23 protein-coding genes and 1 pseudogene are annotated in these 23,471 nt (G+C 70.9%); 16 read left to right on the top strand and 8 right to left on the bottom strand.

The window, feature by feature from the left end; all coding sequences use genetic code 11:
- Nucleotides 1–41: 41 nt before the first annotated feature.
- The 4 genes from argJ to OO67_RS27920 are packed head-to-tail and all read left to right on the top strand — an operon-like array spanning nt 42 to nt 3,883.
- Nucleotides 42–1,196 (top strand): bifunctional glutamate N-acetyltransferase/amino-acid acetyltransferase ArgJ, encoded by a 1,155-nt coding sequence (gene argJ / locus OO67_RS27935; protein WP_033304439.1) that lies wholly within the window; start codon nt 42–44, stop codon nt 1,194–1,196.
- Complete coding sequence (gene argB, locus OO67_RS27930) at nt 1,193–2,119, top strand: acetylglutamate kinase (RefSeq protein WP_033304437.1); 927 nt, start codon at nt 1,193–1,195, stop codon at nt 2,117–2,119. Before argJ ends, argB begins: the two co-directional genes overlap by 4 nt.
- Complete coding sequence (locus OO67_RS27925; protein WP_033304436.1) at nt 2,116–3,312, top strand: acetylornithine transaminase; 1,197 nt, start codon at nt 2,116–2,118, stop codon at nt 3,310–3,312. The genes argB and OO67_RS27925 overlap by 4 nt, the downstream gene beginning before the upstream one ends.
- Before the next feature lie 25 nt (nt 3,313–3,337).
- Nucleotides 3,338–3,883: an arginine repressor gene (locus OO67_RS27920; RefSeq protein ID WP_033304434.1), complete on the top strand. Its 546-nt coding sequence runs from the start codon at nt 3,338–3,340 to the stop codon at nt 3,881–3,883.
- Here the strand turns inward: OO67_RS27920 and OO67_RS27915 are convergent.
- From OO67_RS27915 to OO67_RS27905, 3 genes are all read right to left on the bottom strand, one after another.
- Complete coding sequence (locus OO67_RS27915; RefSeq protein ID WP_033304432.1) at nt 3,877–4,578, bottom strand: L,D-transpeptidase family protein; 702 nt, start codon at nt 4,576–4,578, stop codon at nt 3,877–3,879. The genes OO67_RS27920 and OO67_RS27915 overlap by 7 nt on opposite strands.
- A 65-nt stretch (nt 4,579–4,643) precedes the next feature.
- Entirely contained in the window at nt 4,644–5,243 is a 600-nt protein-coding gene (locus OO67_RS27910; RefSeq protein WP_033304430.1) for a pyridoxamine 5'-phosphate oxidase family protein, read from the bottom strand.
- A gap of 41 nt (nt 5,244–5,284) precedes the next feature.
- A complete protein-coding gene (locus OO67_RS27905; RefSeq protein ID WP_033304691.1) occupies nt 5,285–6,511 on the bottom strand; it encodes a hypothetical protein in 1,227 nt (408 codons plus the stop codon).
- Nucleotides 6,512–6,693: 182 nt separating this feature from the next.
- Between OO67_RS27905 and argH the strand changes: the two genes are divergently transcribed.
- Entirely contained in the window at nt 6,694–8,127 is a 1,434-nt protein-coding gene (argH, locus tag OO67_RS27900) for an argininosuccinate lyase (protein ID WP_033304429.1), read from the top strand.
- A 63-nt stretch (nt 8,128–8,190) separates the two neighbouring features.
- Nucleotides 8,191–9,162 carry an aldo/keto reductase gene (locus OO67_RS27895; protein WP_033304428.1) on the top strand — a complete coding sequence of 324 codons (972 nt, stop codon included), beginning with the start codon at nt 8,191–8,193 and terminating at the stop codon, nt 9,160–9,162.
- Nucleotides 9,163–9,264: 102 nt separating this feature from the next.
- Here OO67_RS27895 and OO67_RS27890 read toward each other — a convergent pair whose 3' ends face one another.
- On the bottom strand, nt 9,265–9,789 hold the full coding sequence (locus OO67_RS27890) for an HAD domain-containing protein (RefSeq protein WP_033304426.1): 525 nt from the start codon (nt 9,787–9,789) through the stop codon (nt 9,265–9,267).
- Between the two features lie 99 nt (nt 9,790–9,888).
- Nucleotides 9,889–11,434: pseudogene (locus OO67_RS36020) on the bottom strand (carboxylesterase/lipase family protein).
- 253 nt (nt 11,435–11,687) lie between these two features.
- On the opposite strand from OO67_RS36020, the gene OO67_RS27880 reads away from it, so the two are divergent.
- Together OO67_RS27880 and OO67_RS27875 are read left to right on the top strand one after the other, a co-directional pair.
- Nucleotides 11,688–12,239, top strand: coding sequence for a TetR/AcrR family transcriptional regulator (locus tag OO67_RS27880; RefSeq protein ID WP_033304424.1), 552 nt, complete (start codon nt 11,688–11,690; stop codon nt 12,237–12,239).
- A complete protein-coding gene (locus tag OO67_RS27875) occupies nt 12,236–13,783 on the top strand; it encodes an MFS transporter (protein WP_033304422.1) in 1,548 nt (515 codons plus the stop codon). The genes OO67_RS27880 and OO67_RS27875 overlap by 4 nt, the downstream gene beginning before the upstream one ends.
- Before the next feature lie 166 nt (nt 13,784–13,949).
- On the opposite strand, the gene OO67_RS27870 is transcribed toward OO67_RS27875, so the two are convergent.
- Complete coding sequence (locus OO67_RS27870) at nt 13,950–14,621, bottom strand: lysophospholipid acyltransferase family protein (protein ID WP_033304420.1); 672 nt, start codon at nt 14,619–14,621, stop codon at nt 13,950–13,952.
- Between the two features lie 232 nt (nt 14,622–14,853).
- On the opposite strand from OO67_RS27870, the gene OO67_RS27865 reads away from it, so the two are divergent.
- From OO67_RS27865 to OO67_RS27860, 3 genes are all read left to right on the top strand, one after another.
- Entirely contained in the window at nt 14,854–16,017 is a 1,164-nt protein-coding gene (locus OO67_RS27865; RefSeq protein WP_033304419.1) for a glycerophosphodiester phosphodiesterase, read from the top strand.
- Nucleotides 16,018–16,124: 107 nt separating this feature from the next.
- Nucleotides 16,125–16,694, top strand: a complete 570-nt coding sequence (locus tag OO67_RS40165; RefSeq protein WP_078598314.1) for a sigma-70 RNA polymerase sigma factor region 4 domain-containing protein — start codon at nt 16,125–16,127, stop codon at nt 16,692–16,694.
- A gap of 37 nt (nt 16,695–16,731) precedes the next feature.
- On the top strand, nt 16,732–17,235 hold the full coding sequence (locus tag OO67_RS27860) for a GNAT family N-acetyltransferase (protein ID WP_033304417.1): 504 nt from the start codon (nt 16,732–16,734) through the stop codon (nt 17,233–17,235).
- A 22-nt stretch (nt 17,236–17,257) separates the two neighbouring features.
- Here OO67_RS27860 and OO67_RS27855 read toward each other — a convergent pair whose 3' ends face one another.
- Together OO67_RS27855 and OO67_RS27850 are read right to left on the bottom strand one after the other, a co-directional pair.
- On the bottom strand, nt 17,258–17,719 hold the full coding sequence (locus OO67_RS27855; protein ID WP_033304415.1) for a hypothetical protein: 462 nt from the start codon (nt 17,717–17,719) through the stop codon (nt 17,258–17,260).
- Nucleotides 17,720–17,721: 2 nt separating this feature from the next.
- Nucleotides 17,722–18,081, bottom strand: a complete 360-nt coding sequence (locus OO67_RS27850; RefSeq protein ID WP_033304414.1) for a hypothetical protein — start codon at nt 18,079–18,081, stop codon at nt 17,722–17,724.
- A 573-nt stretch (nt 18,082–18,654) separates the two neighbouring features.
- Between OO67_RS27850 and OO67_RS27845 the strand changes: the two genes are divergently transcribed.
- From OO67_RS27845 to cbiE, 5 genes are all read left to right on the top strand, one after another.
- Nucleotides 18,655–19,716, top strand: coding sequence for a methionine ABC transporter ATP-binding protein (locus tag OO67_RS27845; RefSeq protein WP_033304413.1), 1,062 nt, complete (start codon nt 18,655–18,657; stop codon nt 19,714–19,716).
- Nucleotides 19,713–20,384 carry a methionine ABC transporter permease gene (locus tag OO67_RS27840; RefSeq protein ID WP_033304412.1) on the top strand — a complete coding sequence of 224 codons (672 nt, stop codon included), beginning with the start codon at nt 19,713–19,715 and terminating at the stop codon, nt 20,382–20,384. Before OO67_RS27845 ends, OO67_RS27840 begins: the two co-directional genes overlap by 4 nt.
- A gap of 71 nt (nt 20,385–20,455) precedes the next feature.
- Complete coding sequence (locus OO67_RS27835) at nt 20,456–21,322, top strand: MetQ/NlpA family ABC transporter substrate-binding protein (RefSeq protein WP_033304690.1); 867 nt, start codon at nt 20,456–20,458, stop codon at nt 21,320–21,322.
- Between the two features lie 141 nt (nt 21,323–21,463).
- Nucleotides 21,464–22,102, top strand: coding sequence for a GNAT family N-acetyltransferase (locus OO67_RS27830; protein ID WP_051709913.1), 639 nt, complete (start codon nt 21,464–21,466; stop codon nt 22,100–22,102).
- A 120-nt stretch (nt 22,103–22,222) separates the two neighbouring features.
- The gene (gene cbiE, locus OO67_RS27825; RefSeq protein WP_033304410.1) at nt 22,223–23,437 is read left to right on the top strand and encodes a precorrin-6y C5,15-methyltransferase (decarboxylating) subunit CbiE; all 1,215 of its coding nucleotides are present in this window, start codon (nt 22,223–22,225) and stop codon (nt 23,435–23,437) included.
- Nucleotides 23,438–23,471: the final 34 nt, after the last annotated feature.

The following is a 23,471-nucleotide window of genomic DNA, read 5'->3' as shown; positions in this document are numbered from 1 at the left end:
CCGCGGCGCCGCGTGGGCGGAGAGACGAACGAGGAGATGCAGTGAGCGTCACGGCAGCCAAGGGATTCACGGCGGCGGGCATCGCCGCCGGGATCAAGGAGAGCGGTCATCCGGATCTGGCCCTCGTGGTCAACGACGGCCCCCGCCGTGCCGCCGCGGGCGTCTTCACCTCCAACCGCGTCAAGGCAGCACCCGTCCTCTGGTCGGAACAGGTGCTCAAGGGCGGCGAAGTGACCGCCGTCGTCCTCAACTCCGGTGGCGCGAACGCCTGTACGGGCCCCCAGGGCTTCCAGGACACCCACGCCACGGCCGAGAAGGCCGCCGAGGTCCTCAGCGGTCACAGCGCGGGGGAGATCGCGGTCGCCTCCACCGGATTGATCGGCCTGCGCCTCCCCATGGACAAGCTCCTGCCGGGCATCGAGCAGGCCGCGAAGGAACTCAGCGAGCACGGCGGCGAGAAGGCCGCCATCGCGATCAAGACCACCGACACGGTCCACAAGACCGCCGTCGCGGGCGGCGAGGGCTGGACCGTCGGCGGCATGGCCAAGGGCGCGGGCATGCTCGCCCCCGGTCTCGCCACCATGCTCGTCGTCCTCACCACCGACGCAGACGTGGAAGCGCCCGCCCTCGACACCGCGCTGCGCGCCGCCACCCGCACCACCTTCGACCGGGTCGACTCCGACGGCTGTATGTCGACCAACGACACCGTGCTGCTGCTCGCCTCCGGGGCGAGCGGAATCACCCCCGCGCAGGCAGAGTTCGACCAGGCCGTGCAGAGCGTCTGCGCCGACCTCGCCCGGCAGCTGATCGGAGACGCCGAGGGCGCCTCCAAGGACATCCGGATCGAGGTGATCAACGCGGCGACCGAGGAGGACGCCGTCGAGGTCGGCCGGAGCATCGCCCGCAACAACCTCCTGAAGTGCGCCATCCACGGCGAGGACCCCAACTGGGGCCGGGTCCTCTCCGCGATCGGCACCACCAAGGCCGCCTTCGAGCCCGACCTGCTGAACGTCGCCATCAACGACGTCTGGGTGTGCAGGAACGGCAGCGTGGGCGAGGACCGCGACCTGGTGGACATGCGCTACCGGGAGGTCAGGATCACCGCGGACCTCGCGGCGGGTGGCGAGTCCGCCGTCATCTGGGCGAACGACCTCACCGCCGAGTACGTCCACGAGAACAGCGCGTACAGCTCATGAGCGCCGCGAGGAAGCACACCGCGCTGCCCAAGGCGCAGATCCTCATCGAGGCGCTGCCCTGGCTCACCCGGCACAACGGCAAGACCGTCGTCATCAAGTTCGGCGGCAACGCCATGATCGACGAGGAGCTGAAGGCGGCCTTCGCCCAGGACGTCGTCTTCCTGCGGCACGCCGGCCTCAAACCGGTCGTCGTGCACGGCGGTGGCCCGCAGATCAGCGCACAGCTCGACAAGCAGGGCCTGGTCAGCGAGTTCAAGGCCGGACTGCGCGTCACCACGCCCGAGGCGATGGACGTCGTACGCATGGTGCTGGCCGGACAGGTGCAGCGAGAGCTCGTCGGGCTGCTCAACCAGCACGGCCCGCTCGCCGTCGGCATGACCGGCGAGGACGCCCACACGATCACCGCCACCCAGCACCGCCCGGTGATCGACGGCGAAGCCGTCGACATCGGCCGCGTCGGTGAGATCACGGGCATCGACACCGGAGCGATCCAGGCGCTGCTGGACGACGGCCGGATCCCCGTCATCTCCTCCATCGCCCGCTCCGCCGAGGACAACCACGTCTACAACGTCAACGCGGACACCGCGGCAGCCGCACTCGCCGCCGCGCTGAACGCCGAGACGCTGATGGTCCTGACCGACGTCGAGGGCCTCTACGAGGACTGGCCGAACAGCGACGACGTCATCAGCCGGCTCACCGCCACCGAACTGGAGAAGCTGCTGCCGGACCTCTCCAGCGGCATGGTGCCCAAGATGCAGGGCTGCCTCCACGCCGTACGCAACGGCGTCGAGACCGCCCGGGTCATCGACGGCAGGGTCCAGCACTCGATCCTGCTGGAGATCTTCACCGACGAGGGGATCGGCACGATGGTCGTGCCCGACACGGCCCCCGTCGCGCCTGACGGAACAGAGGGGGAGTCATGAGCAACGAGGAGTTCGCACAGCGCTGGCAGGGTGCGCTGATGGACAACTACGGCACCCCGCAGCTGCCCCTGGTGCGCGGCGCGGGCGCCCGGGTGTGGGACGCGGAGGGCAACGAGTACCTCGACTTCGTCGGCGGTATCGCGGTCAACGCGCTCGGCCACGCCCATCCCGCCGTGGTCGAGGCCGTCTCCACGCAGATCGCCTCCCTCGGCCACGTCTCCAACCTCTACACCGCGGAGCCGCCCATCGCGCTCGCCGAACGGCTCCTCCAGCTCTTCGGCCGGACGGGCAGGGTCTTCTTCTCCAACTCCGGCGCCGAGGCGAACGAGGCCGCCTTCAAGATCGGACGGCTGACCGGGCGTACGCACATGGTCGCCACCGACGGCGGCTTCCACGGCCGGACCATGGGCAGCCTCGCGCTGACCGGTCAGCCCGGCAAGCGCGACCCGTTCCTGCCGCTGCCGGGAGACGTCACGCACGTCCCGTACGGCGACGTCGAGGCGCTCCGGGCCGCGGTGACGACCGGCACCGCACTGCTCGTCATCGAGCCCGTGCAGGGCGAGAACGGCGTCGTCGTGCCGCCCAAGGGCTATCTGGAGGCGGCCAGGGAGATCACGCGGGCCACCGGCACGCTGCTCGTCCTGGACGAGGTGCAGACCGGGATCGGCCGCTGCGGCCACTGGTTCGAGCACCAGGCCCACCAGGGGGTCGAGCCTGACGTCGTCACCCTGGCCAAGGGCCTCGGAGGCGGTCTGCCGATCGGCGCGACCGTGGCGTTCGGCGCCGCGGCCGATCTGCTCAAGCCCGGCCAGCACGGCACGACGTTCGGCGGCAACCCCGTCGCCTGCGCCGCCGGTCTCGCCGTCCTGGACACTCTCGCCGCCGACGGCATCCTGGACAGCGTGAAGCGGCTCGGTGAGCGGATCCGGGAGGGCGTCGAGGGCCTCGGGCACCCGCTGGTCTCCCACGTCCGCGGCTCGGGACTGCTGCTGGGTATCGTGCTCACCGGGCCCCTCGCACCGAAGGTGCAGCAGGCGGCTCAGGGAGCCGGACTCCTGGTGAACGCGCCCGCCCCCGACGTCGTACGGCTCATGCCGCCGCTGATCATCGGTGACGCCGAGGTGGACGCGTTCCTGCGGATTCTGCCGGGAGCCCTCGACGCGGCTTACGGGGACGGACGATCCGGAGAGTGACGAACCGGAGAATGAGGCGACGACGATGACCGAGGCGCAGGAAACCGACCACGGCGGGCCGTCGGTGCCACAGACCCGCACGGCACGCCACCGCAGGATCGTGGACATCCTGAACCGCCGGCCGGTGCGCTCGCAGAGCCAGCTGGCCAGGCTCCTGTCCGACGACGGGCTGAGCGTCACCCAGGCGACGCTCTCCCGCGACCTGGACGAGCTCGGTGCGGTCAAGATCCGCAACACCGGCGGCGAGCTGATCTACGCGGTGCCGAGCGAGGGTGGATTCCGCACCCCGCAGGCACCGCTCGGAGGGTCGGCCAAGGAGGAGCGGATGCGCAGGCTCTCGGCCGAGCTGCTCATCTCCGCGGAGGCCTCGGCCAACCTCGTGGTGCTGCGAACGCCTCCGGGTGCCGCGCAGTTCCTCGCCTCGGCCATCGACCAGGCCGAACTCCAGGCGATCCTCGGCACGATCGCGGGGGACGACACGCTGATGCTGATCAGCCGTGACCCGAACGGCGGCCAGGCACTGGCCGACCACCTGCTGCGGCTGGCCCAGAACGACCGCGGGCCTCAGTAGCGGGTGATCGCGGTCGGGCCGGACGCCGTCCCGACCGCGATGTGCGGACGGCGAGCCGGGTCGGCCCAGGCCAGGATCCGGCCCATGGCGGCCGCCGGCACGGAAACACAGCCGGCGGTCGGGCCCTTTCCGTCGACGTGGAGGAAGATCCCGGCGCCCCTGCCCCGCACCGGGCGGTGGTAGTTGAAGCCGATGACGAGCGCACGGGCGTACTGGGTGGCGTAGGTGACGAGGTGTTCGGCCTCGTCCGCCCGGCAGTCGTCGGGCCGTGGGTCCACCCATCGGTTGTAGTGCCGGGACGCGTTGTCCTGGCACCACCACGAACTCTCTCCGACCCGGCGGTACGGGAAGCGGGTGCCGGGCGGGGCGGCCTCGATCCCGAAGGCGTAGGGCAGGTCGTACAGCCCGGTGGGCGTGGTGTTCGTGCCCTGGACGCGAGTGAGACCCTCGGCCAGGCCGTTCGCCCCGAAGCGGGCGGGCGCCGAGCCCCCCGCCACCCAGCCGCTCCGGCCCCGGTCCCACCAGGTGACCGTGCCCGTGGTGGAGTCCGTGCGGGGGGCCTCGGCGGTGATGAGCTGTGTACCGCCGCCCGTGTCGGCCAGCCGCTCAGGAAGCGGCGGCGGCCCGCCGGGCCGCGCCGCGAGCGAACCGGCCAGCGCCAGCAGGACCGACGCGGTCACCAGGAATCTGCGCATGCTCCGGACCGTACGGGGCGCGGCGGCCGGCTCCCCACCGGGCCTGCTCCGTACGGCCCAGTACCTCACCCGCCGGCTGCCGTCGGCATGACCGGCAGTGGCAGGGGGAGGCCGGGCAGCCCGTCGATGCTGGTGGCGATGTCGGGCTTCTTCTCGAAGTACCTGCTGAGGCTCTCGTCGTCCTCACGCCGGAAGCGGTCGGCGTGCAGGGAACGGTCCTCGTCGTACGCCATGAACGGCACCGCGTAACCGCAGGAGTCCCGGACCAGCTCGGCCGTCACCACGATGATCGCGCGCAGCCCGTGGGGGGTCGGGTCGATGCCTGGAAAATGACCGAGAAGCCCGGGGAAGCGTGGGTCGTCACGGAAGACCGGCTCCCCGCGGCCGTGCACACGGACGATGTTCGGCGGGCCCTGGAAAGCGCACCACATCAGCGTGATGCGCCCGTTCTCCCGGAGATGGGCCAGGGTCTCGGCGGTGCTGCCGGCGAAGTCGAGGTAGGCCACCGTCTGTTCGTCGACCACGGCGAACGACCCACGCACGCCCTTGGGCGAGAGGTTGACCGTGCCGTCGCCGTCCAGGGGCGCGGTCGCGGTGAAGAACAGGGGCTGTTCCTCGATGAAAGCCCGGAGACGCCCGTCAATACGTTCGTATGTTTTTCCCATGACGACATTGTCGTGCGAGCGGCTGGCTGCGACCGGGTATTTCACAGCCTGGGATACCCGCTCCCTCGCGCGTAGGCACGCTCCTGCGCATCGAGGAGCCGTTGTGCCGCCATCCGGGTGTGGCGCGGCCGGTCCGGTGCGACTCGTGCACGCAGCCAGTCCTGGTGCAGCTCGACGGCGTACGGCCGCAGGGCGCGGGCGGCAGCGCGGACCACGGCCGGCGCCGGGTCGTCGAGCAGCGGACACATACGGTCCGGCCGCACGGCGTCGAGTGCGCACAACGCCGGCACCGCGTGTGCGCGCACGGCGGGCAGCCGGTGGGCCGACAGGGGCCACAGCGTCTCGATGTCCTCCCGGGAACCGCACTCGCCGAGCCCTGCCGCCGCGGCCGGGTGCCGGGCGGGATCGGCGCACATCGACCGGTACAGGGGGAGCGGGTCGGTGCCGCCCTGCCGCAGCACATAGCGGGCGCAGGCCCGCACGAGGCCCGACCGGTCGGCGAGGAAGGCAGCCGCCTCCCCGTACCGTCCGGCCCGGCGGAGCCCGGTCACGCCGGCGGACCGTACCTGTGGTGACCGGGCGGCCAGGAGGAGCGCCAACACGCTGTCGTAGTCGTCCTCGCCGGCCCCGGCGAGTGCGGCCTCGGCGCAGAGGACCTGGATGCGTACGTCGTCTCCGGCGGTGGCCGCGGTGCGGGCGAGCTCCGCCGGGGTCAGGAGGTGCCGGTCGACCGCGATGCGGTAGGCGAGCCGTCGTACCGCACGGTCCTCGTCGGTGAGCAGCGCCTCGGCGTCCGTGCCAGGACCGTCGCGCAGCACGTCCTCCATCAGACGCAGGGTGAAGCCGCCCCGGTCACGGAGGGACAGGAGCAGGACGAGAGGGGCGAGCGCGGGGAGCCAAGGCCCGGCGGTGTCCGCGAGCACGGCACGGGCCCGGGCTCGTACCGGTGCCGCCCAGTCGGCGCAGCGCACCACCAGCAGGGGCCGGAGCCCTCGTGCTCCGGCCACCCGTTCCAGGGCCGCCTCCCGCACCCTGCCGTTGGGGTGGCAGAGGGCCAGCGCGATCCGGGACTCGGCGGCGGGGGAGGGCGGACCGGCCGGCAGTCCGCGCAGTTCGTGACGTGTCGGCAGCCGGTTCGCGGCGCGCGAGGCCAGAATGCGTACCCCGGTGTCCAGTGCGACCCAGGCCGCCGGAGAAGTCGTGTCCAGCGCCTTGCCCAGCGGGACCCCGAGAGCGAGCCGTTCGGCCGGCCCGTGTCCGTCGCTCATCAGGCCCCCCCCTGGAACGGCGTGTGTGTGGATGCCGATCGTAGAGGCGGCTTCCACGCGAGGGTAGGGGTTTTCTCCGCCCTGACCAGCGGCTTTGACAATATATACGGCGTATCGCATAGTTATGCTGTTCGCCGCCGTCAGGCGGACGCACACCCCTTGCACTCCCGAGGAGCACCGCAGTGAGCAACGGCACCGGTAACAGCGACGTACGCCTCTGGGGCGGCCGTTTCGCCGACGGCCCCGCCGAGGCGCTGGCCAAGCTGTCCGCCTCCGTCCACTTCGACTGGCGGCTCGCGCCGTACGACATCGCGGGTTCCCGTGCCCACGCGCGCGTGCTCAACAAGGCGGGACTGCTCACCGACGACGAGCTGTCCCGCATGACCGACGGCCTCGACTCACTCGAAGCCGCGGTCACCGACGGTTCGTTCACCGGCACCATCGCCGACGAGGACGTCCACACCGCCCTCGAACGCGGTCTCCTGGAGCGGCTCGGCCCGGACCTCGGCGGGAAGCTGCGTGCCGGCCGGTCCCGCAACGACCAGGTCGCCACACTCTTCCGCATGTACCTGCGCGACCACGCCCGGATCATCGGCGGACTGGTCGCCGAGCTCCAGGACGCGCTGGTGGGACTGGCCGAGGCGCACCCGGACGTGGCCATGCCCGGCCGCACGCACCTCCAGCACGCGCAGCCCGTCCTCTTCGCCCACCACGTCCTGGCGCACGTGCAGTCCCTGTCCCGGGACGCCGAGCGGCTGCGGCAGTGGGACGAGCGGACCGCCGTCTCGCCCTACGGCTCCGGCGCGCTGGCCGGGTCGTCCCTCGGACTGGACCCGGAGGCGGTCGCCGCGGACCTCGGCTTCGAGCGCGGCTCCGCCGGCAACTCCATCGACGGCACCGCGTCCCGTGACTTCGTCGCGGAGTTCGCCTTCATCACCGCGATGATCGGCGTCAACCTCTCCCGCATCGCCGAGGAGATCATCATCTGGAACACGAAGGAGTTCTCCTTCGTCACCCTTCACGACGCCTTCTCCACCGGCTCCTCGATCATGCCGCAGAAGAAGAACCCGGACATCGCCGAGCTGGCCCGCGGTAAGTCCGGCCGCCTCATCGGCAACCTGACGGGGCTGATGGCGACGCTGAAGGCCCTCCCGCTCGCGTACAACCGCGATCTGCAGGAGGACAAGGAGCCGGTCTTCGACTCCTGCGACCAGCTCGAGGTACTGCTGCCCGCCTTCACCGGCATGATGGCGACGCTGACCGTCAACCGGGAGCGGATGGAGGAACTGGCTCCGGCTGGTTTCTCGCTCGCCACGGACATCGCCGAGTGGCTGGTCAAGCAGGGCGTCCCGTTCCGGGTGGCGCACGAGGTCGCGGGTGAGTGCGTGAAGGTGTGCGAGCAGCAGGGCATCGAGCTCGACGAGCTGACGGACGAGCAGTTCGCGAAGATCTCGGAGCACCTCACCCCGGAGGTGCGCACCGTCCTGAACGTGCCCGGCGCGCTCGCCTCCCGCAACGGGCGCGGCGGAACGGCCCCGTCGGCCGTCGCGGTCCAGCTGGGCGAGGTGAAGGCCGACCTGGTGACGCAGCACGCCTGGGCGACCGCGCGAGGCTGATTCGCAGGCATCGCGGGCTACGTTGACGGGAAGGCGTTCGGAACCGACCCTGAGGAGCCCGCGATGCCCTTCGCCCGCCTGAACCGAGCGACCACCCCGACCTCCCACATCGGGCTCGGCCTGGCCGCCGTCGGCAGGCCCGGCTACATCACCCCGCACCGTGACCGCGATCTGCCCGGCGACCGCGGTGTGGAGGCGCTGCGTGCCCGCACCCACGAGCTCCTGGACGCGGCCTACGCCCAGGGCGTCCGCTATTTCGACGCCGCCCGTTCCTACGGCCGCGCCGAGGAGTTCCTCGCCGAGTGGCTGACCGCCCGCCCCGACGTGACGGACGTGGTCATCGGCAGCAAGTGGGGCTACACCTACACCGCCGACTGGCGGGTCGACGCCGAAACGCACGAGGTGAAGGACCACGGACCGGCCACCTTCGAACGGCAGTACGCCGAAACGACGGCGCTGCTGGGCGACCGGCTCGATCTCTACCAGATCCACTCGGTCACCGCCGACAGTCCGGTGCTGAGCGACAAGGGCCTGCACGCGCGTCTCGCCGAACTGGCCTCCGGAGGTACCACGCTCGGCTTCTCCGCGAGCGGTCCCGGCCAGGCCGACGCCATCCGGGCCGCCCTGGCCGTGACGGTGGACGGCGAACCCCTCTTCCGTACCGTCCAGGCCACCTACAACGCCCTGGAGACCTCCGCCGGAACGGCGCTCGCCGAGGCGCACGACGCAGGGCTCACCGTGATCGTCAAGGAGGCCATGGCCAACGGCCGGCTCGCCGGGACCGAGGCGCCCGCCGTCGTCCGGGAGATCGGTGCCGAAGCCGGACTGGACGCGGACGCCGTCGCCCTGGCGCTCGTGCTCCGTCAGCCGTGGGCCGGGGTCGTCCTGTCCGGCGCGGTCACCGTCACCCAGCTGGCGGCCAATCTGCACGCGCCTCTGCTCGACCTGGACCCGGACCGGCTGGACCGGCTGTCCGCCCTGGTGGAGGAGCCGGAGGCGTACTGGCGGCACCGCGCCTCGCTGCCCTGGAGCTGAGCGGCCGGCCAGGTGGGCCCCGGCGCGGGCTCTCGCCTCGCCGGGGCTCGCGGTCCACGCCTCGCCGGGACGCCCGGCTCACGCCTCGCCGGGACGCCCGGCTCACGCCTCGCCGGGGCTCGCGGTCCACGCCCAGGCGGCCAGCACATCGAAGTCCGCCCGCACCAGCCCCACCCAGGGGTCGACCCGGCGCAGCAGGGCCCGCCCCGGGTGATGCCCGGAGACCCAGGCGGTGTCGGCCTCGGAGATCTCGTCGTCGACCCAGGCGAAAGGCCTCCCGTCCGCGTAGTCGACGACGTAACGCGTCTTCCAGTACGTCCCGTCCACGGTGGCCGCGTGCATGGCGGGCCAGTCGATGTACGGCAACGGCGGCAGCCCGAGACGCGGGCCGATCCACTCGTTGGCCTCGTCCTTCCAGGTGGTCGCCCAGACCAGCTCGTACCGGCCGGCGAGAGCCAGCAGTTCCGCGCCGTGTCCGGGGCTGAGGAGAACGGGCAGCGGTGTCCCCTCCTTCCACCCCGTCGGCCGCATCCGGTGCACCAGATAGCCCTCCGGCGGGGTGGGGCGGGCCAGCGCCGCGTACGGGTTGAGCGGACCGTCGATGTCGATCAGCAGCAGCGGCTTCATGCCGCCATGGTGCCCCTTGGACCGGCCGGCACCCATGGATTTCCCCGGGCGCCGGGACGGCCCCGGGAATCACTCGGGCATCAGGCGCCCCGGGAGCCGTCAGACGGTGTCCAGAAGGCCGTCCCACAGCTCGCGCTCGGTCCTGCGGGGATCGTTGACGACCTGGTCGGACGCGGTGTTGTTGTAGCGGAACGTCATGACGGGGCGCTCCTGCGCGTCGTACTCCTTCCACGACGCCTGTCCGGTCCTGGCGAAGTCGACCCAGGTGCTGTGCAGGGCGTCCGCGAGGCTCTGGGGCGGCTCGGTTCCGGTGAACTTCTGGTTGGCCGGCAGGGACAGGGTGTCCCAGGCGAAGGGCAGGTCGAGGCTGTGGCAGGCGCCGAGCTTGACCTGGACGTTGTTGGGGACGACCGGGGAGCGCCACCCGAACTCGTACAGGTAGGTCGGTGCCCCGTCGTTCTCGCCCCGGGCCTCGGCGACACGACAGGTCGGGATGCGGAACATCCGGTCGGTCAGCACCGCGGCGGCGATGCCGGAGGGCTTGTTGCGCGGATAGGCGGCGGTGTCGTTCTTCGCGTATTCGTCGTAGGCGCCGGCCGGCGCCCCGTAGGCCTTCACCCGGGTTTTGAACGGGCCCGGCAGGAGCACGGACACCAGTGCGCTGGTCACGATGAAGAGACGGAACTCCTCGGTGGTCGTGCCCATCAACAGCGGCACCTGACCACCCGCGCCGTCCGCGATCGCGGCCGCGGGCAGGCGGGGGAGCACGTCGCCGTCGACCACAGGCAGGAACGCCAGGCCGCAGGAGGCGATGGTGCTCGCCCCGTAGGCGACCGCGTCCGCGCTCTGGCTGACCTCCTTGGAGACCTCGTTCTGTGCTTCGGTCAGGTCGTCGATGTCCACCCCCGCCAGCGCGGCAGCGGTGGGCTCGACACCCAGGCGCTCCGCCACCGCGCCGATCACCAGCGCGGCGTCCTCGGGCGTCTGGCCGATGTGGGCGTTGCCGCTCTGGACGATCGCCTTGTGGAAGAGGCCGTCGTCGCGCGAGAGCAGGGCGAGCACGCTCATGGCGCCGGCCGACTCCCCGCACAGGGTGATGTTGCCCGGGTCCCCTCCGAATGCCGATGTTCTCGCGGACCCACGTGAGCGCGGCGATCTGGTCGAGCAGACCACGGTTGGCCGGGGCCGGGGCATCAGGGAGATAGCCGAAACCGTCCACCCCCAGGCGGTAGTTGACGGAGACGCACACCACGCCGTCACGGGCGAAGGTCGCACCGTCGTAGGCGGGGACGGCGGACGAACCGGTGGTGAATCCGCCGCCATGGATCCACACCAGTACGGGCAGGGCCGCCTCGGTGTCGGGCGTCCACACGTTGAGGTTCAGCCACTCGTCTCCCGCGATGGCCGGGTCGGCCATGATCTCACCGAGCTTGCCACCCAGCGGGGGCTTGGGGGGCGTGGGCCCGAAGGCATGAGCCGTCCGCACGCCCTGCCAGGGCTGGAGCGGTGCGGGAGCGGCGAAACGCAGCTCACCGATCGGTGCACGGCCGTAGGGCATTCCGAGGAAGCGGGCGATGCCGCCCTCCAGCTTCCCCGACACCGAGCCGTAAGCCGTTTCGACCTCGACCGTGCTCTGCTCGGACATGTGTCTCCTCGGGGCCGGTCGGTCACGGGACCGACCCGCGGGGGGCCGGCCCACCACCCCGTCGGGCGTCCCGCGCCGACAGCCGGACAGGACGCCTCATCGTTACCCGGCGAGCTGGATCGATTACACACAGTGACAGAATGTGTTGTGTGTTGTCCCGCCGAGACCGGTCGCCGGAGTGTTCCGCCTGGATGATGATCAATCGGCGACTCTCGACGAGACGTTCTTGTCTCATCTGGGCTACTGTCGTCTCATGCCTTTCGATCATGAGCAGGTGCTGCGGAGCGCCGCCGCGCTGCTGACCCGGAAATCCACCGCGACCATGGACGAGGTCGCCCGCGCCGCGGGGATCGGCCGTGCCACCCTGCACCGGCACTTCGCCGGGCGGGACGCCCTGGTCGGAGCGCTGGAGAGCCTGGGCATCCAGGAGTTCGAAGCCGCTCTGGACGCAGCCGGCCTCGACGAGGGCAGTGCGGAGGACGGGCTGCGGCGCCTCATCACAGCCGTTCAGCCCAGCGCGGGGCTGTTGTCCTTCCTCGTCACCGAGAACCAGCTCTTCGAGGGCGATGACGTCGACGAGGGCTGGAGCCGTCTCGACGCCCGGGTCGCCGCCTTCTTCCGGCGTGGCCAGGAGCGCGGCGAATTCAGGATCGACCTCACCCCGGCCTGGCTGACCGAGGCCCTGTACGGCCTGATCGGGAGCTGCGCGTGGTCGGTGCAGGCCGGCCGGGTCGCCGCGCAGGACTTCCCCCACATGATCGTCGAGTTGCTCCTGGGCGGAGCACGCCGGAGCGTGGAGAAATGAGCAGCACCTTCTCGAAGGCCGGAGTCACCGGCGATCCGCACCATCCGGGCCGGTGGATCGCCCTCACGGTCCTCGTCCTGGCCGTGCTGCTGGTCGCCGTCGACGCGACCGTCCTCGGACTCGCCACCCCGTTCCTCAGCGAGGACCTGGAACCGACCGGTACCCAGCTGCTCTGGATCGGGGACGTCTACTCCTTCGTGATCGCCGGACTCCTGGTCTCGATGGGCAGCCTCGGCGACCGGGTCGGCCGGAAGAAGCTGCTGCTGACCGGTGCCACGGCCTTCGGCGCGGTCTCCGTGCTCAACGCCTACGCGTCGAGCCCCGAGATGATGATCCTGGCCAGGGCGCTGCTCGGCGTCGCGGGCGCCACGCTGATGCCGTCCACGCTCGCCCTGATCCGCAATCTCTTCCACGACCCGCGCGAACGCAGCCTCGCCGTCGGTATCTGGGGTGCGATGGCCGCTGCGGGCGCCGCCGTCGGACCGGTCGTGGGAGGGCTCCTGCTGGAGCACTTCTGGTGGGGATCGGTCTTCCTGATCAACCTGCCCGTGATGGCGGTCCTCGTCGCCGTGGGCGTCAAGATGATCCCCGAATCGAAGAACCCGGCGCCGGGACCGTGGGACCTGCTCAGCGTGGGGCTCTCCCTGGTCGGCATGGTCGGCATCGTGTACGCCATCAAGGAGCTCGCCTCGCACGGCCCGAGCTGGCAGACCGGCCTGGTGGCCGTCGGGGGTGCGCTGGCCCTCGCCTGGTTCGTACGCCGTCAGCTCAAGCTCCCCGCTCCACTGCTTGACATGCGGCTCTTCCACCACCGGGGGTTCTCCGGCGCGGTCCTCGCCGACCTGCTGACCATCCTCGGCCTCTCCGGCATCGTCTTCTTCCTCTCCCAGTTCCTGCAGCTGGTCCAGGGGCGGGGCCCGCTCGAGGCCGGGCTCGCCGAACTGCCCGCGGCGGTCGGCGCGGTGACCGCCGGGCTGCTGGCGGGAAGGGTCGCCCGCCGCTACTCCGTACGATCCGTGGTCGGCGTCGGGCTCGGGGCCATCGGCGTGTCGCTCGCCGTGGTCACGGTGATCCACAAGGAGACCGGTTACCCGCTGATCGGTGTCCTGCTCCTCGTGGTGGGCGTGGGTGCGGGCTTCGCCTTCACCGTCACCTCCGACGTGATCCTCTCCAGCGTCCCGAAGGAGCAGGCGGGCTCGGCGTCAGCGGTGTCCGAGACGGCGTACGAGCTGGGCGCCGCCCTCGGCATCGCCCTGCTCGGATCCATCGTCACGGGCGTCTACAAGGATTTCGGAACCCCCGAGGGCATCCCGGCCGCTGCCGCGACGGCGGCCCACGAGTCGCTCGGCGGAGCCGTGGAGACGGCCGAGCACCTACCGGCACAGCAGGGAGGGGAGCTCGTGGTCGCGGCTCAGGAGGCCTTCGTCAACGGGCTGAGGGTGTCGGCGGCGGTCGGCGCCGTGGTGCTGCTCGCGACGGCCGTCGCCGCGTGGTTCCTGCTGCGCGGCCAGAAGCTGGAGGACGGCATCATCCCCGACGAGTGACCAACCGGGCGGAGGGCGGCGAGTGGGTGACCCCGTCGGACAGCGCCCCGGACCTTCGCCGAGCGGGTGCCGGGCGGAGCAGCCCCGGGTACGGGACGGGCGGAGCCGCCCCGAGGTACCGGGACGGGCGGAGCCGCCCCGGTACGGGAAGAAGCACCCGTCCGGCTCAGGCGGCCTTGGCCTTCGTGGCGTACATGTCGACGTACTCCTGGCCCGAGAGCCGCATGACCTCGGCCATGACGGAGTCCGTCACCGCCCGCAGGACGTAGCGGTCGCGGTCCATGCCCTCGTAGCGCGAGAACTCCATCGGCTCACCGAAGCGGACCGTGACCTTGCCCGGGCGGGGCAGACCGGCGCCGCCCGGCTGCAGCTTGTCCGTGCCGATCATCGCGAAGGGCACGACCGGCGCACCGGTCATCAGGGTCAGCCGCGCGATACCCGTACGACCCCGGTAGAGCCGGCCGTCGGGGGAGCGGGTGCCCTCGGGGTAGATGGCGAAGGCGTGGCCCTCCTCCAGCACCCGGCGGCCCGTCATCAGCGCCGCGACGCCACCGCGGCCGCCGTCCCTGTCCACCGGGATCATGCCGCAGCCGGTGAAGAACCAGGCCATCAGACGGCCCTTGAGGCCCTTGCCGGTGACGTACTCGTCCTTGCCGATGTAGAACACCGGCCGGTCACAGCAGATCGGCATGATCATCGAGTCGATGAACGTCAGGTGGTTGCCCGCGAGGATCACCGGACCGTTCCCCGGGATGTTCTCGACGCCTTCCACCTGGGGCCGGAAGAGCAGGCGCAGGATCGGTCCGAGCACTGCCTTGATGACCGTGAGTCGGGACAACGCATCCTCCGGTGTCGTGGCCGGGCGGCCGGGGCGGGAATTCGCGAGGGTCTGTGCAGGTGAGGACGATACTCGCGGGTACCGCCTCTCCGCACATCGGGTTCACCCGGCGGATACACAGTGTTGATGTGTGTTTCCGCCGTGTTCGTCCACGGGCTGCCCCACCGATGGCGTAGCTGCCTACGATCAAGCCTGCCCCGAAGGTGCCGGACATCACATGCGAGGAGCATTCATGACAGAGCGCGCGCGGACAGGCCCTGGCCGGCGGACTTTCCTGGGGGCGGCCGTCCTCGGGGCTTCGGCCGTCGGAGCGACCGGCGCGGCGCACGCCGCCGGGCGTGGCGCCCCGGAGGGACGCGGCGTGGGCGGCGGCTCCTACCGGAACCTGCCGGTACCCACCGTCATCGGCCACAGGGGCGCCAGCGGCTACCGCCCCGAGCACACCCTCGGCTCCTACCAGCTGGCCCTGGACATGGGCGCGCACATCGTCGAGCAGGACCTCGTACCGACCAGGGACGGTCACCTGGTCTGCCGCCACGAGAACGACATCACCGGCACCACGGACGTGGCCGAGCACCCCGAGTTCGCGAGCCGCAGGACCACCAAGCAGGTCGACGGGGTGTCGCTCACCGGCTGGTTCACCGAGGACTTCACCCTCGCCGAGCTGAAGACGCTCCGCGCGAAGGAGCGGATCCCCGGCAACCGCCAGGAGAACACGCTGTACGACGGGCGCTGGGAGATCCCCACCTTCGAAGAGGTCCTGCGCTGGGCCGACAAGGAGGGCCGCAGGCGCGGCAAGCCCGTCTGGCTCTACGCCGAGACCAAGCACCCCTCCTACTTCCGGGGCCTCGGGCTCGGCCTGGAGGAGCCTCTCGCCAAGCTGCTGCGCCGCCACGGCAGGCACCGGGCGAACTCCGCCCTGATCCTCCAGTCCTTCGAGCCGAGCTCTGTGCAGCGGCTGTCGAAGCTCGTCGCCACGCCCCGAGTCGTCCTGCTGTCCGGCCCGAAGGAACGGCCCTGGGACTTCGTGGAGGCCGGCGACCCCCGCACCGTCGCCGATCTGGTGAAGCCGGCCGGGCTGAAGTGGATCGCGTCCTTCGCCCAGGGCATCGGCCCCACCCTGGACCTGGTCATCCCCAGGGACGGCGCGGGGCGGCTGACCACCCCCACCACCCTGGTCGCGGACGCGCACGCGCGAGGGCTGGTCCTGCACCCGTACACGCTGCGCAACGAGAACAGCTTCCTGCCCGCGGACTTCCGGCGTGGCACGGACCCGAACGCGTACGGAGACGTGTTCGGCGCTCTCCGGGCGTACTTCGAGGCGGGCATCGACGGGATCTTCTCCGACAACCCCGACACCGCCCTGCTCGCCGCCGCCGACTTCGTCCAGGACTGATGCCCCGGGGCCGTGCCCCGCACGTCAGCCGCACGGCTCCCGTACCCCGGTCGGGTGGAGCTCCCCCTGTGCGGCAACCCGCCGCGCACGGGGAGCGTTGACGAGGCATGACTCTTCTTGATCATGTTCCCTCTGCCCAGGCGGAGGGGGCGGCCGACCGCGGGCGAGCGGTCGTCCACGCCCTGCAGGCCCTGGTCCGCGCGGAGGCGAGGGCCGAGGCCCAGGCCGCAGGGGCCGACGCCGCGGACCTGGAACAGGCGGTGTGGGTACGGCTGCTCGAGCCCCGCCCCGGCCCGGCGGTGCCCGCCGACCCCGTCCGGCGGGTCCGAGCCGCAGTCCGGGCGGAGGCGCGTGTCGCCCGCCGCAGGAAGCGGCGTGAACACGCTTACGCGGGCGGCGAATCCCCGGGCGACTGGGACCACTGCCCCGAACGGATCGCGGTGGGAGCCGACGAACGCCGAGCGCTGCGCGTCGCGGTGGGCCGGCTGCCCGGAAGATGCCCGCAGTTACTCGAGGCGATGCTGGCTCCCCACGATCCGACGTACCGGGAAATCGCAGGGGAGTTGGGTATGTCACAAGGCAGTTTGGGTCCTATGCGTTCCCGATGCCTTGGATGTCTGCGCAGAATGCTCGCGGCGGAGGTTGTAGCTCCTGAACTGCGGGGAAAGGAGCGGTAGACAACCGGTGGATCAGGTGAGCGGGAGGCATGCACACATGGGCATGAGTGTGACCATCTCGGCGGCGACAGCGCAGGACGTCGAGCAGATCTTCAGACTCCAGTACCTCTGTTTCCAGAGCGAGGCGGAGCTCTACGGCAACTACCGGATCGACCCGCTCGTCCAGACCCTCGACTCCGTCCGGGAAGAAGTCGCCGCGGATCTGGTGTTCGTGGCCAGGCTCGGCGACGAAGTCGTCGGATCGGTACGCGGCTTCGCCGACGAGGACGGCACCGGGCGGATCGGCAAGCTCTGCGTCCACCCCAGGCTCCGGAACCACGGTCTCGGCACCCGTCTCCTGCGCGCCGCGGAATCCGGGCTGGCGGACGGTCGCTCGGCCACCCGCTTCCGCCTGCACACCGGGGAACGCAGCGAAGGCAATCTGCGGCTCTACCGCAAGGCGGGCTATGCCCGGGTGGGCAACGCCACCGGCGGTGACGGGGTCCGGCTGGTCCTGCTGGAGAAGGACGCCACCGCGCCGGCCTACGTGGCGAGCGCCTGAACGACTCCCGGGACGCCCGGAGTCAGACGTTTCGTGCGCGGCGCAGCCAGATCATCCCGGTGACCGGCAGGATCACCGGGATGAACAGGTAGCCCATGCCGAATTCCGACCACACCGTGCTGTCGGGGAAGGCGGCCGGCTCCAGCAGCGTCCAGGTGCCGACGATCAGCACCCCCGCGAGCTCGGCGGCGCAGCACACCAGCGCCGCCCTGCGCGCCCTCTCCCCGCCCCGGACCAGCGAGTACGTGATGAAGCCGTACACGACGGCGGCGACGGCCGAAAGGACGTAGGCGAGCGGGGCTTTGCCGAAGTCGAGGACCATCTCGACGATCGAGCGTGACGCGGCGGCCACGGTGAACACCCCGTAGAACCAGACCAGTACCCGCCCCGGCCCGGAGCCGAGCTCGAACTGCTGCTTCTGCCGCGGGGTGTTCCGCTCCTGGGCCGGGGAGGCGGGGGTCCCCGTGCGGTCGGTGTCGCGCATGGTCAGTTTCCCCAGATGTCGTAGAGCCGCACTTCCAGGACGGCGAGCACGACCGCACCGGCCGCCACCGTCACCGAACCCCAGCGGGTCCGCTCCGACAGCGACAGGAATCCCGCCGCGGGCACGGCCGTGAAGGCGCCGATCAGATAGGCGATGAAGATCGTCATGCCCTGGTCGGGCCGCTCACCGCGTGCCAGCTGCACGATTCCCACGAGCAGCTGCGCCAGCGCCAGCACGGAGACGACCGCCATGCCGATGAAGTGCCAGTCCTTCGTGGGCTGGTCCCGGTAGGCGGCGAATCCGCACCAGGCGGCGAGGGCGAGCGCGGTCACGGCGACCGCGACCGTCAGGGCGTCAAGCATGGAGTGAGGGTATTACGGGCGGCCGGAGCCGCCGCGTGCGGGCCCGGGCGCGGGGCCGCCGCGTGTGCGTCCAGGAATCGTGGCCTTGGCCACAGGGCGGGCACAGGGTGATCGCACCGCGGTCGGCGCCGCGGTGGGGAGGCGCTCGCGTTTTCGCAGGTCACAGCGGTGCGTGCAGCCGTCCAGGCATAGGGGACACACGTCCACCGTCGTCCGCTATGCGGACACCGTGGGCTGCCGGAACGTCGAATCTGTTTTACTTGGGCCATGACCACGACGAGCTACCGCAGCCCTGCGACCGAGGCGATCCCGACGCCCGGTGCTCGTTGTACGTGTCGAATGCGCGCCTTCTGAGGGCCCCCGCCTGAGCCTCGCGCCCCGAAGCGAGACCGAGCCCGTGCCGTCCGCACCCAGCGGATCGAGCAGGCCCGGGCATACCCCGCGCCCGGCGGCTCGGCCGAGGCCGGATCATGCCGAGACTCCCACCGGTCGACCACTGAGAACAGTCTCATCAGACGAATGCCCCGTGCCCGGCGGACACCGCGCCGTGCACTCGACAGTGACGGAAACCCTGTGATCACCACTTCGGGCCTCACGAAGGTCTACCAGTCACGCGGCCGTGAGGTCACCGCCCTGGACGGCGTGGACCTGCACGTCCGCGAAGGCGAGGTCTACGGCGTCATCGGACAGAGCGGTGCCGGCAAGTCCTCCCTCATCCGGTGCGTCAACCTCCTCGAGCGGCCCACCTCGGGCACCGTGACGGTCGCCGGCCAGGACCTCACGGCCCTCGCGGGCCGGGGCCGCCGCGCCGGAAAGGAACTCCGCCGGGCACGCAGCCGCATCGGCATGGTCTTCCAGCACTTCAACCTGCTGGACTCGCGCACCGTCCGGGACAACGTCGAGCTCCCTCTGGAGATCCTCGGGCTCTCAGGGCAGGCACGCACCCGCAAGGCACTCGAGCTCCTCGACCTCGTCGGTCTCGCCGACAAGGCGAAGGCCTACCCAGGCCAGCTGTCCGGAGGCCAGAAGCAGCGCGTCGGCATCGCCCGCGCCCTGGCCGGCGACCCGGAGGTGCTCCTCTCCGACGAGGCGACCTCCGCTCTGGACCCCGAGACCACGCGCTCCATCCTGCAGCTGCTGCGCGACCTCAACCAGGAGCTCGGCCTCACGGTGCTGCTCATCACGCACGAGATGGACGTCGTCAAGACCGTCTGCGACTCCGCCGCACTGATGAAGAAGGGCCGCATCGTGGAGTCGGGCACCGTCGGCGCACTGCTGGCCACCCCCGGCTCCGAGCTGGCCCACGAGCTTTTCCCCGTCGGCGGCACCGCGTCCGGCCCCGGCTCCACCGTCGTCGACGTCACCTTCCACGGCGAGGCCGCGGCCCAGCCGGTGATCTCACAGCTCTCCCGCACGTACAACATCGACATCTCGATCCTCGGTGCCGCGATGGACACCGTCGGCGGCAAGCAGATCGGCCGTATGCGCATCGAGCTGCCCGGCCGGTTCGAGGAGAACGTCGTACCGATCGGCTTCCTCCGCGAGCAGGGCCTCCAGGCCGAGATCGTGGAGGCCGCCTCCGTCGGCGTCCCCGCCCAGACCCCCGCCCCGATCACCAAGGAGGTGGCGAAGTGACCTGGTCCGAAATGCAGCCACTGCTCACGCAGGGAACCATCGACACCCTCTACATGGTGCTCTGGTCCACACTCGTCACCGTCCTCGGCGGGCTGCCGCTCGGCATTCTGCTCGTCCTCACCGACAAGGGCGGGCTGCTGCAGAACATCGTGGTGAACAAGGTCATCGGCGTGATCGTGAACATCGGCCGCTCCCTGCCGTTCATCATCCTGCTGATCGCCCTGATCCCCTTCACCACCTGGATCGTCGGCACCTTCATCGGCCCGTCCGCGATGATCGTGCCGCTCGCCATCGGCGCCATCCCGTTCTTCGCGCGGCTCGTCGAGACGGCGGTGCGTGAGGTCGACCACGGGCTCGTCGAGGCGGTCCAGTCGATGGGCGGATCCATCCCGACGATCGTCCGCAAGGTCCTGCTCCGGCAGGCGCTGCCCTCGCTGGTATCCGGCGTCACGACCACCGTCATCGTGCTCATCGGCTACTCCGCGATGGCCGGCGCCGTCGGCGGCGAAGGACTCGGCTCCAAGGCCATCACCTACGGATTCCAGCGCTTCGACGACCAGTTCATGCTCATCACCGTCGCGCTGCTCATCGTCATCGTGACCGTGGTCCAGCTGATCGGCGACGGCGCCGTACGCCTGCTGGCGCGCCGAGGGCGCACCACTTCCTGAACCTCATCTCCCCCTGAAGCCCGAACTCCTTGTCCGGGCGCACCACCCACCACCGGAAAGAGGCACTCTTCGTGCGCAAGAACATCAAGATCACCGCTGCCGCCGCCGCAGCCGCCGCCCTCGCCTTCGGCCTCAGCGCCTGCGGCACGGACTCCGATCCGGCCGCCAAGGGCGAGACCGGTGCCGGTGCGGACACCTCGAAGGCCCTCGTCGTCGCCGCGTCCCCGACGCCGCACGCCGACATCCTGGACTACGTCAAGAAGAACCTGGCGGACAAGGCCGGCCTCAAGCTGGAGGTCAAGGAGTTCACGGACTACGTCCTGCCGAACACCGCGACCGAGAGCGGTCAGGTCGACGCCAACTTCTTCCAGCACAAGCCCTACCTGGACGACTTCAACAAGAAGAACAAGACCCACATCGTGCCGGTCGTCAACGTCCACCTGGAGCCCCTCGGCCTCTACTCCAAGAAGGTCAAGGACATCAAGGGCATCAAGGCCGGCCAGACGATCGCCGTCCCGAACGACACCACCAACGAGGGCCGTGCGCTCCAGCTGCTCGCCGAGAACGGTCTGATCACCATCAAGGACGGCGTCGGCACCAACGCCAAGCTCAGCGACATCACGGACAAGAAGGGCCTGGAGTTCAAGGAGGTCGAGGCCGCGACCGTGCCCCGTGCCCTGGACGACGTCGACGCCGCCGTGATCAACGGCAACTACGCCATCGAGGCCGGCCTGAAGCCGGGTCAGGACTCCCTGGCGCTGGAGGCGGCCGACGGCAACCCGTACGCCAACTTCCTGGCGGTGAGGGACGGCAACGAGGACGACCCCCGTGTCCAGAAGCTCGCGAAGCTCCTGAACTCCGACGAGGTCAAGAAGTTCATCGAGGACACCTACAAGGGTTCGATCACCCCCGCCTTCGGTGAGCCCGCCAAGTCCTGACGCCCGGGCACCACTTGCCCCACGAGCCCCGCACACCCCGCCACGGTGCGCGGGGCTCCGCCGTGCGGACCCGGCCATGCACATCCACGGCCCGATGCTGCATGCTGGTGCCTTTACACGGTCTTCTGCATGGAGCTGCGCATGACTACCACCTTCCCGTCCATCTCCATCAGCACGGACAGGTTGGTGCTGCGCCCCTTCGACATGGCGGACGTCCCCGCCTACATCGAGATGATGAACGACGAGCTGGTCACCGCCTGGACGGACGCACCGCACCCCTACACCCAGGTCGACGCCGAACGCTGGGTGCGCAGGATCGCGCCCGCCGAACGCACCCAGGGCAACGGGATGGTCTTCGCCGTCACCGAGTTCCTCACCCAGCGCCTCGTCGGTTCCGTACGGCTCCTCAACACCGACCGGCGCACCCTGGCCACCGAGGTCCGTTACATCACCGCCCCCTGGGCGCGCGGTGAGGGATACGCCACCGAGTCCGTGCTGGCCCTCGCCGAGTGGCTCTTCCGCGACCAGGGCTTCGAGCGGATCGAACTGCGCACCCCCGCAGGGAACACCGCCGCCCAGCAGGTCGCCCAGAAACTCGGATGCATCAGCGAGGGGGTCCTGCGCAACGCCCGCATAGCCAGGACCGCCACCGAGGACGGAGGCTGGGCCGACATCAGGACCGACCTCATCGTGTGGGGGCTCCTGCCCGAGGACCTGGAGGGCGTCGCGGAGCAGCTGGCCGACGCGGGCGGCTACGGCACGTACAACGACTGGAAGTGACCTGACGCCCGGGCTCCGGGAGCCCCCGGCAGGGCGTTGGTACGGACCGGATACGCTCACCCTTGCTCCGCCCATCCCGAGGGGAGCCCCGCCTGCCCACACCCCAGGAGACTGACGACGATGGCCGACCGGGTCACGGTGATCGGCTGGGACGGCTCGCCACTGACCAGAGCGGCCACAGCCGCGCTCTCGGCCGCCACGCTCGTCGCCGGTGCGGCCCACCACCTCGCACTGCCCGAAGTGCCCGAGCGTGCGGAGCGCATCCGTCTCGGCAGTGTCGACCTGGCCGCCCGCAGGATCGCCGGCCACCGCGGAAGTGCCGTGGTCCTCGCCGACGGCGACCCCGGATTCTTCGGCGTCGTACGCACCCTGCGCAAGCCCGAGCACGGTCTCGAGGTCGAGGTGGTCCCCGCCGTCTCGTCCGTCGCCACCGCCTTCGCCCGCGCCGGCATGCCGTGGGACGACGCACAGACCGTCGTCGCCCACCCGCGCACCCTGCGCCGCGCGGTCAACGTCATCCGTGCCCATCACAAGGTGGCCGTGCTCACCTCGCCCGGAGCGGGTCCCGCCGAGCTCGCCCTGCTGCTGGAAGGCGTCCACCGCACCTTCGTGATCTGCGAGGAGCTCGGCACCGAGCGCGAGCGGGTCACCGTCCTCACCTCCGACAGGACCGCCGACCACACCTGGCGCGACCCCAACGTCGTCATCGTCATCGGGAGCGGCCCCGAGGCCACGGCCAACGGGGCCTGGATAGCCGGCCGCAGTCCCGACGGCGTCCGGGGCTGGGCCCTGCCCGCCGCGTCGTACGGCGGCACGGGGGAGGGAGGCGAAGGGGAGTCGCCAGGCCTGCGCGCCGCCCAGCTTGCCCGCCTCGGGCCGCGCACCGGTGATCTCGTCTGGGACATCGGCTCCGGCAGCGGCGCCCTCGCCGTGGAGGCGGCCCGCTTCGGCGCCGCGGTGCTCGCCGTGGACAAGGACCCCGACGCCTGCGCGCGTACCGCGGCAGCCGCCCGGACCTTCCGGGTGGGCGTCCAGGTCGTCAGGGGCACGGCCCCGCGCGTCCTGGAACGCCTGCCCGAACCCGATGTCGTACGGATCGGTGGCGGCGGGGTCCCCGTCGTCACGGCGGTGGCCGACCGGCGGCCGGAACGCATCGTCACCCATGCCTCGAACCGGGACGAGGCGGAGGCGCTGGGCGCGGCCCTCGCGGAGAACGGGTACACGGTCGAGTGCGCGCTGCTCCAGTCCGTGGAGATGGACACATCAGGCTGGGCGGAACGCGAACGCTCCGTCGTGTTCCTGCTTTCCGCGGTGCGCCCCGCTCTCGCCCCCTGAACTGTTCGCGGGGGAGCGCGAGGTAGGCTGACCG

The sequence above is a fragment of the Streptomyces atroolivaceus genome (assembly GCF_000717025.1).
Classification (GTDB): Bacteria; Actinomycetota; Actinomycetes; order Streptomycetales; family Streptomycetaceae; genus Streptomyces; species Streptomyces atroolivaceus.
The sequence above is the reverse complement of the archived record's forward strand: the minus strand, read 5'-3'. Positions and strand labels throughout refer to the sequence as shown.

Excerpts from the sequence above, each read along its gene's own strand:
- OO67_RS27890 (WP_033304426.1), bottom strand. The coding sequence starts at position 9,789 with ATGAAGCCGCTGCTGCTGATCGACATCGACGGTCCGCTCAACCCGTAC.
- OO67_RS27855 (WP_033304415.1), bottom strand. The coding sequence starts at position 17,719 with ATGCGCGACACCGACCGCACGGGGACCCCCGCCTCCCCGGCCCAGGAG.
- OO67_RS40165 (WP_078598314.1), top strand. The coding sequence starts at position 16,125 with ATGACTCTTCTTGATCATGTTCCCTCTGCCCAGGCGGAGGGGGCGGCC.
- argB (WP_033304437.1), top strand. The coding sequence starts at position 1,193 with ATGAGCGCCGCGAGGAAGCACACCGCGCTGCCCAAGGCGCAGATCCTC.
- OO67_RS27910 (WP_033304430.1), bottom strand. The coding sequence starts at position 5,243 with ATGGGAAAAACATACGAACGTATTGACGGGCGTCTCCGGGCTTTCATC.
- OO67_RS27875 (WP_033304422.1), top strand. The coding sequence starts at position 12,236 with ATGAGCAGCACCTTCTCGAAGGCCGGAGTCACCGGCGATCCGCACCAT.
- OO67_RS27850 (WP_033304414.1), bottom strand. The coding sequence starts at position 18,081 with ATGCTTGACGCCCTGACGGTCGCGGTCGCCGTGACCGCGCTCGCCCTC.
- OO67_RS27920 (WP_033304434.1), top strand. The coding sequence starts at position 3,338 with ATGACCGAGGCGCAGGAAACCGACCACGGCGGGCCGTCGGTGCCACAG.
- OO67_RS27865 (WP_033304419.1), top strand. The coding sequence starts at position 14,854 with ATGACAGAGCGCGCGCGGACAGGCCCTGGCCGGCGGACTTTCCTGGGG.
- OO67_RS27925 (WP_033304436.1), top strand. The coding sequence starts at position 2,116 with ATGAGCAACGAGGAGTTCGCACAGCGCTGGCAGGGTGCGCTGATGGAC.
- OO67_RS27880 (WP_033304424.1), top strand. The coding sequence starts at position 11,688 with ATGCCTTTCGATCATGAGCAGGTGCTGCGGAGCGCCGCCGCGCTGCTG.
- OO67_RS27915 (WP_033304432.1), bottom strand. The coding sequence starts at position 4,578 with ATGCGCAGATTCCTGGTGACCGCGTCGGTCCTGCTGGCGCTGGCCGGT.
- OO67_RS27895 (WP_033304428.1), top strand. The coding sequence starts at position 8,191 with ATGCCCTTCGCCCGCCTGAACCGAGCGACCACCCCGACCTCCCACATC.
- OO67_RS27905 (WP_033304691.1), bottom strand. The coding sequence starts at position 6,511 with ATGAGCGACGGACACGGGCCGGCCGAACGGCTCGCTCTCGGGGTCCCG.
- OO67_RS27860 (WP_033304417.1), top strand. The coding sequence starts at position 16,732 with ATGGGCATGAGTGTGACCATCTCGGCGGCGACAGCGCAGGACGTCGAG.
- cbiE (WP_033304410.1), top strand. The coding sequence starts at position 22,223 with ATGGCCGACCGGGTCACGGTGATCGGCTGGGACGGCTCGCCACTGACC.
- OO67_RS27830 (WP_051709913.1), top strand. The coding sequence starts at position 21,464 with ATGACTACCACCTTCCCGTCCATCTCCATCAGCACGGACAGGTTGGTG.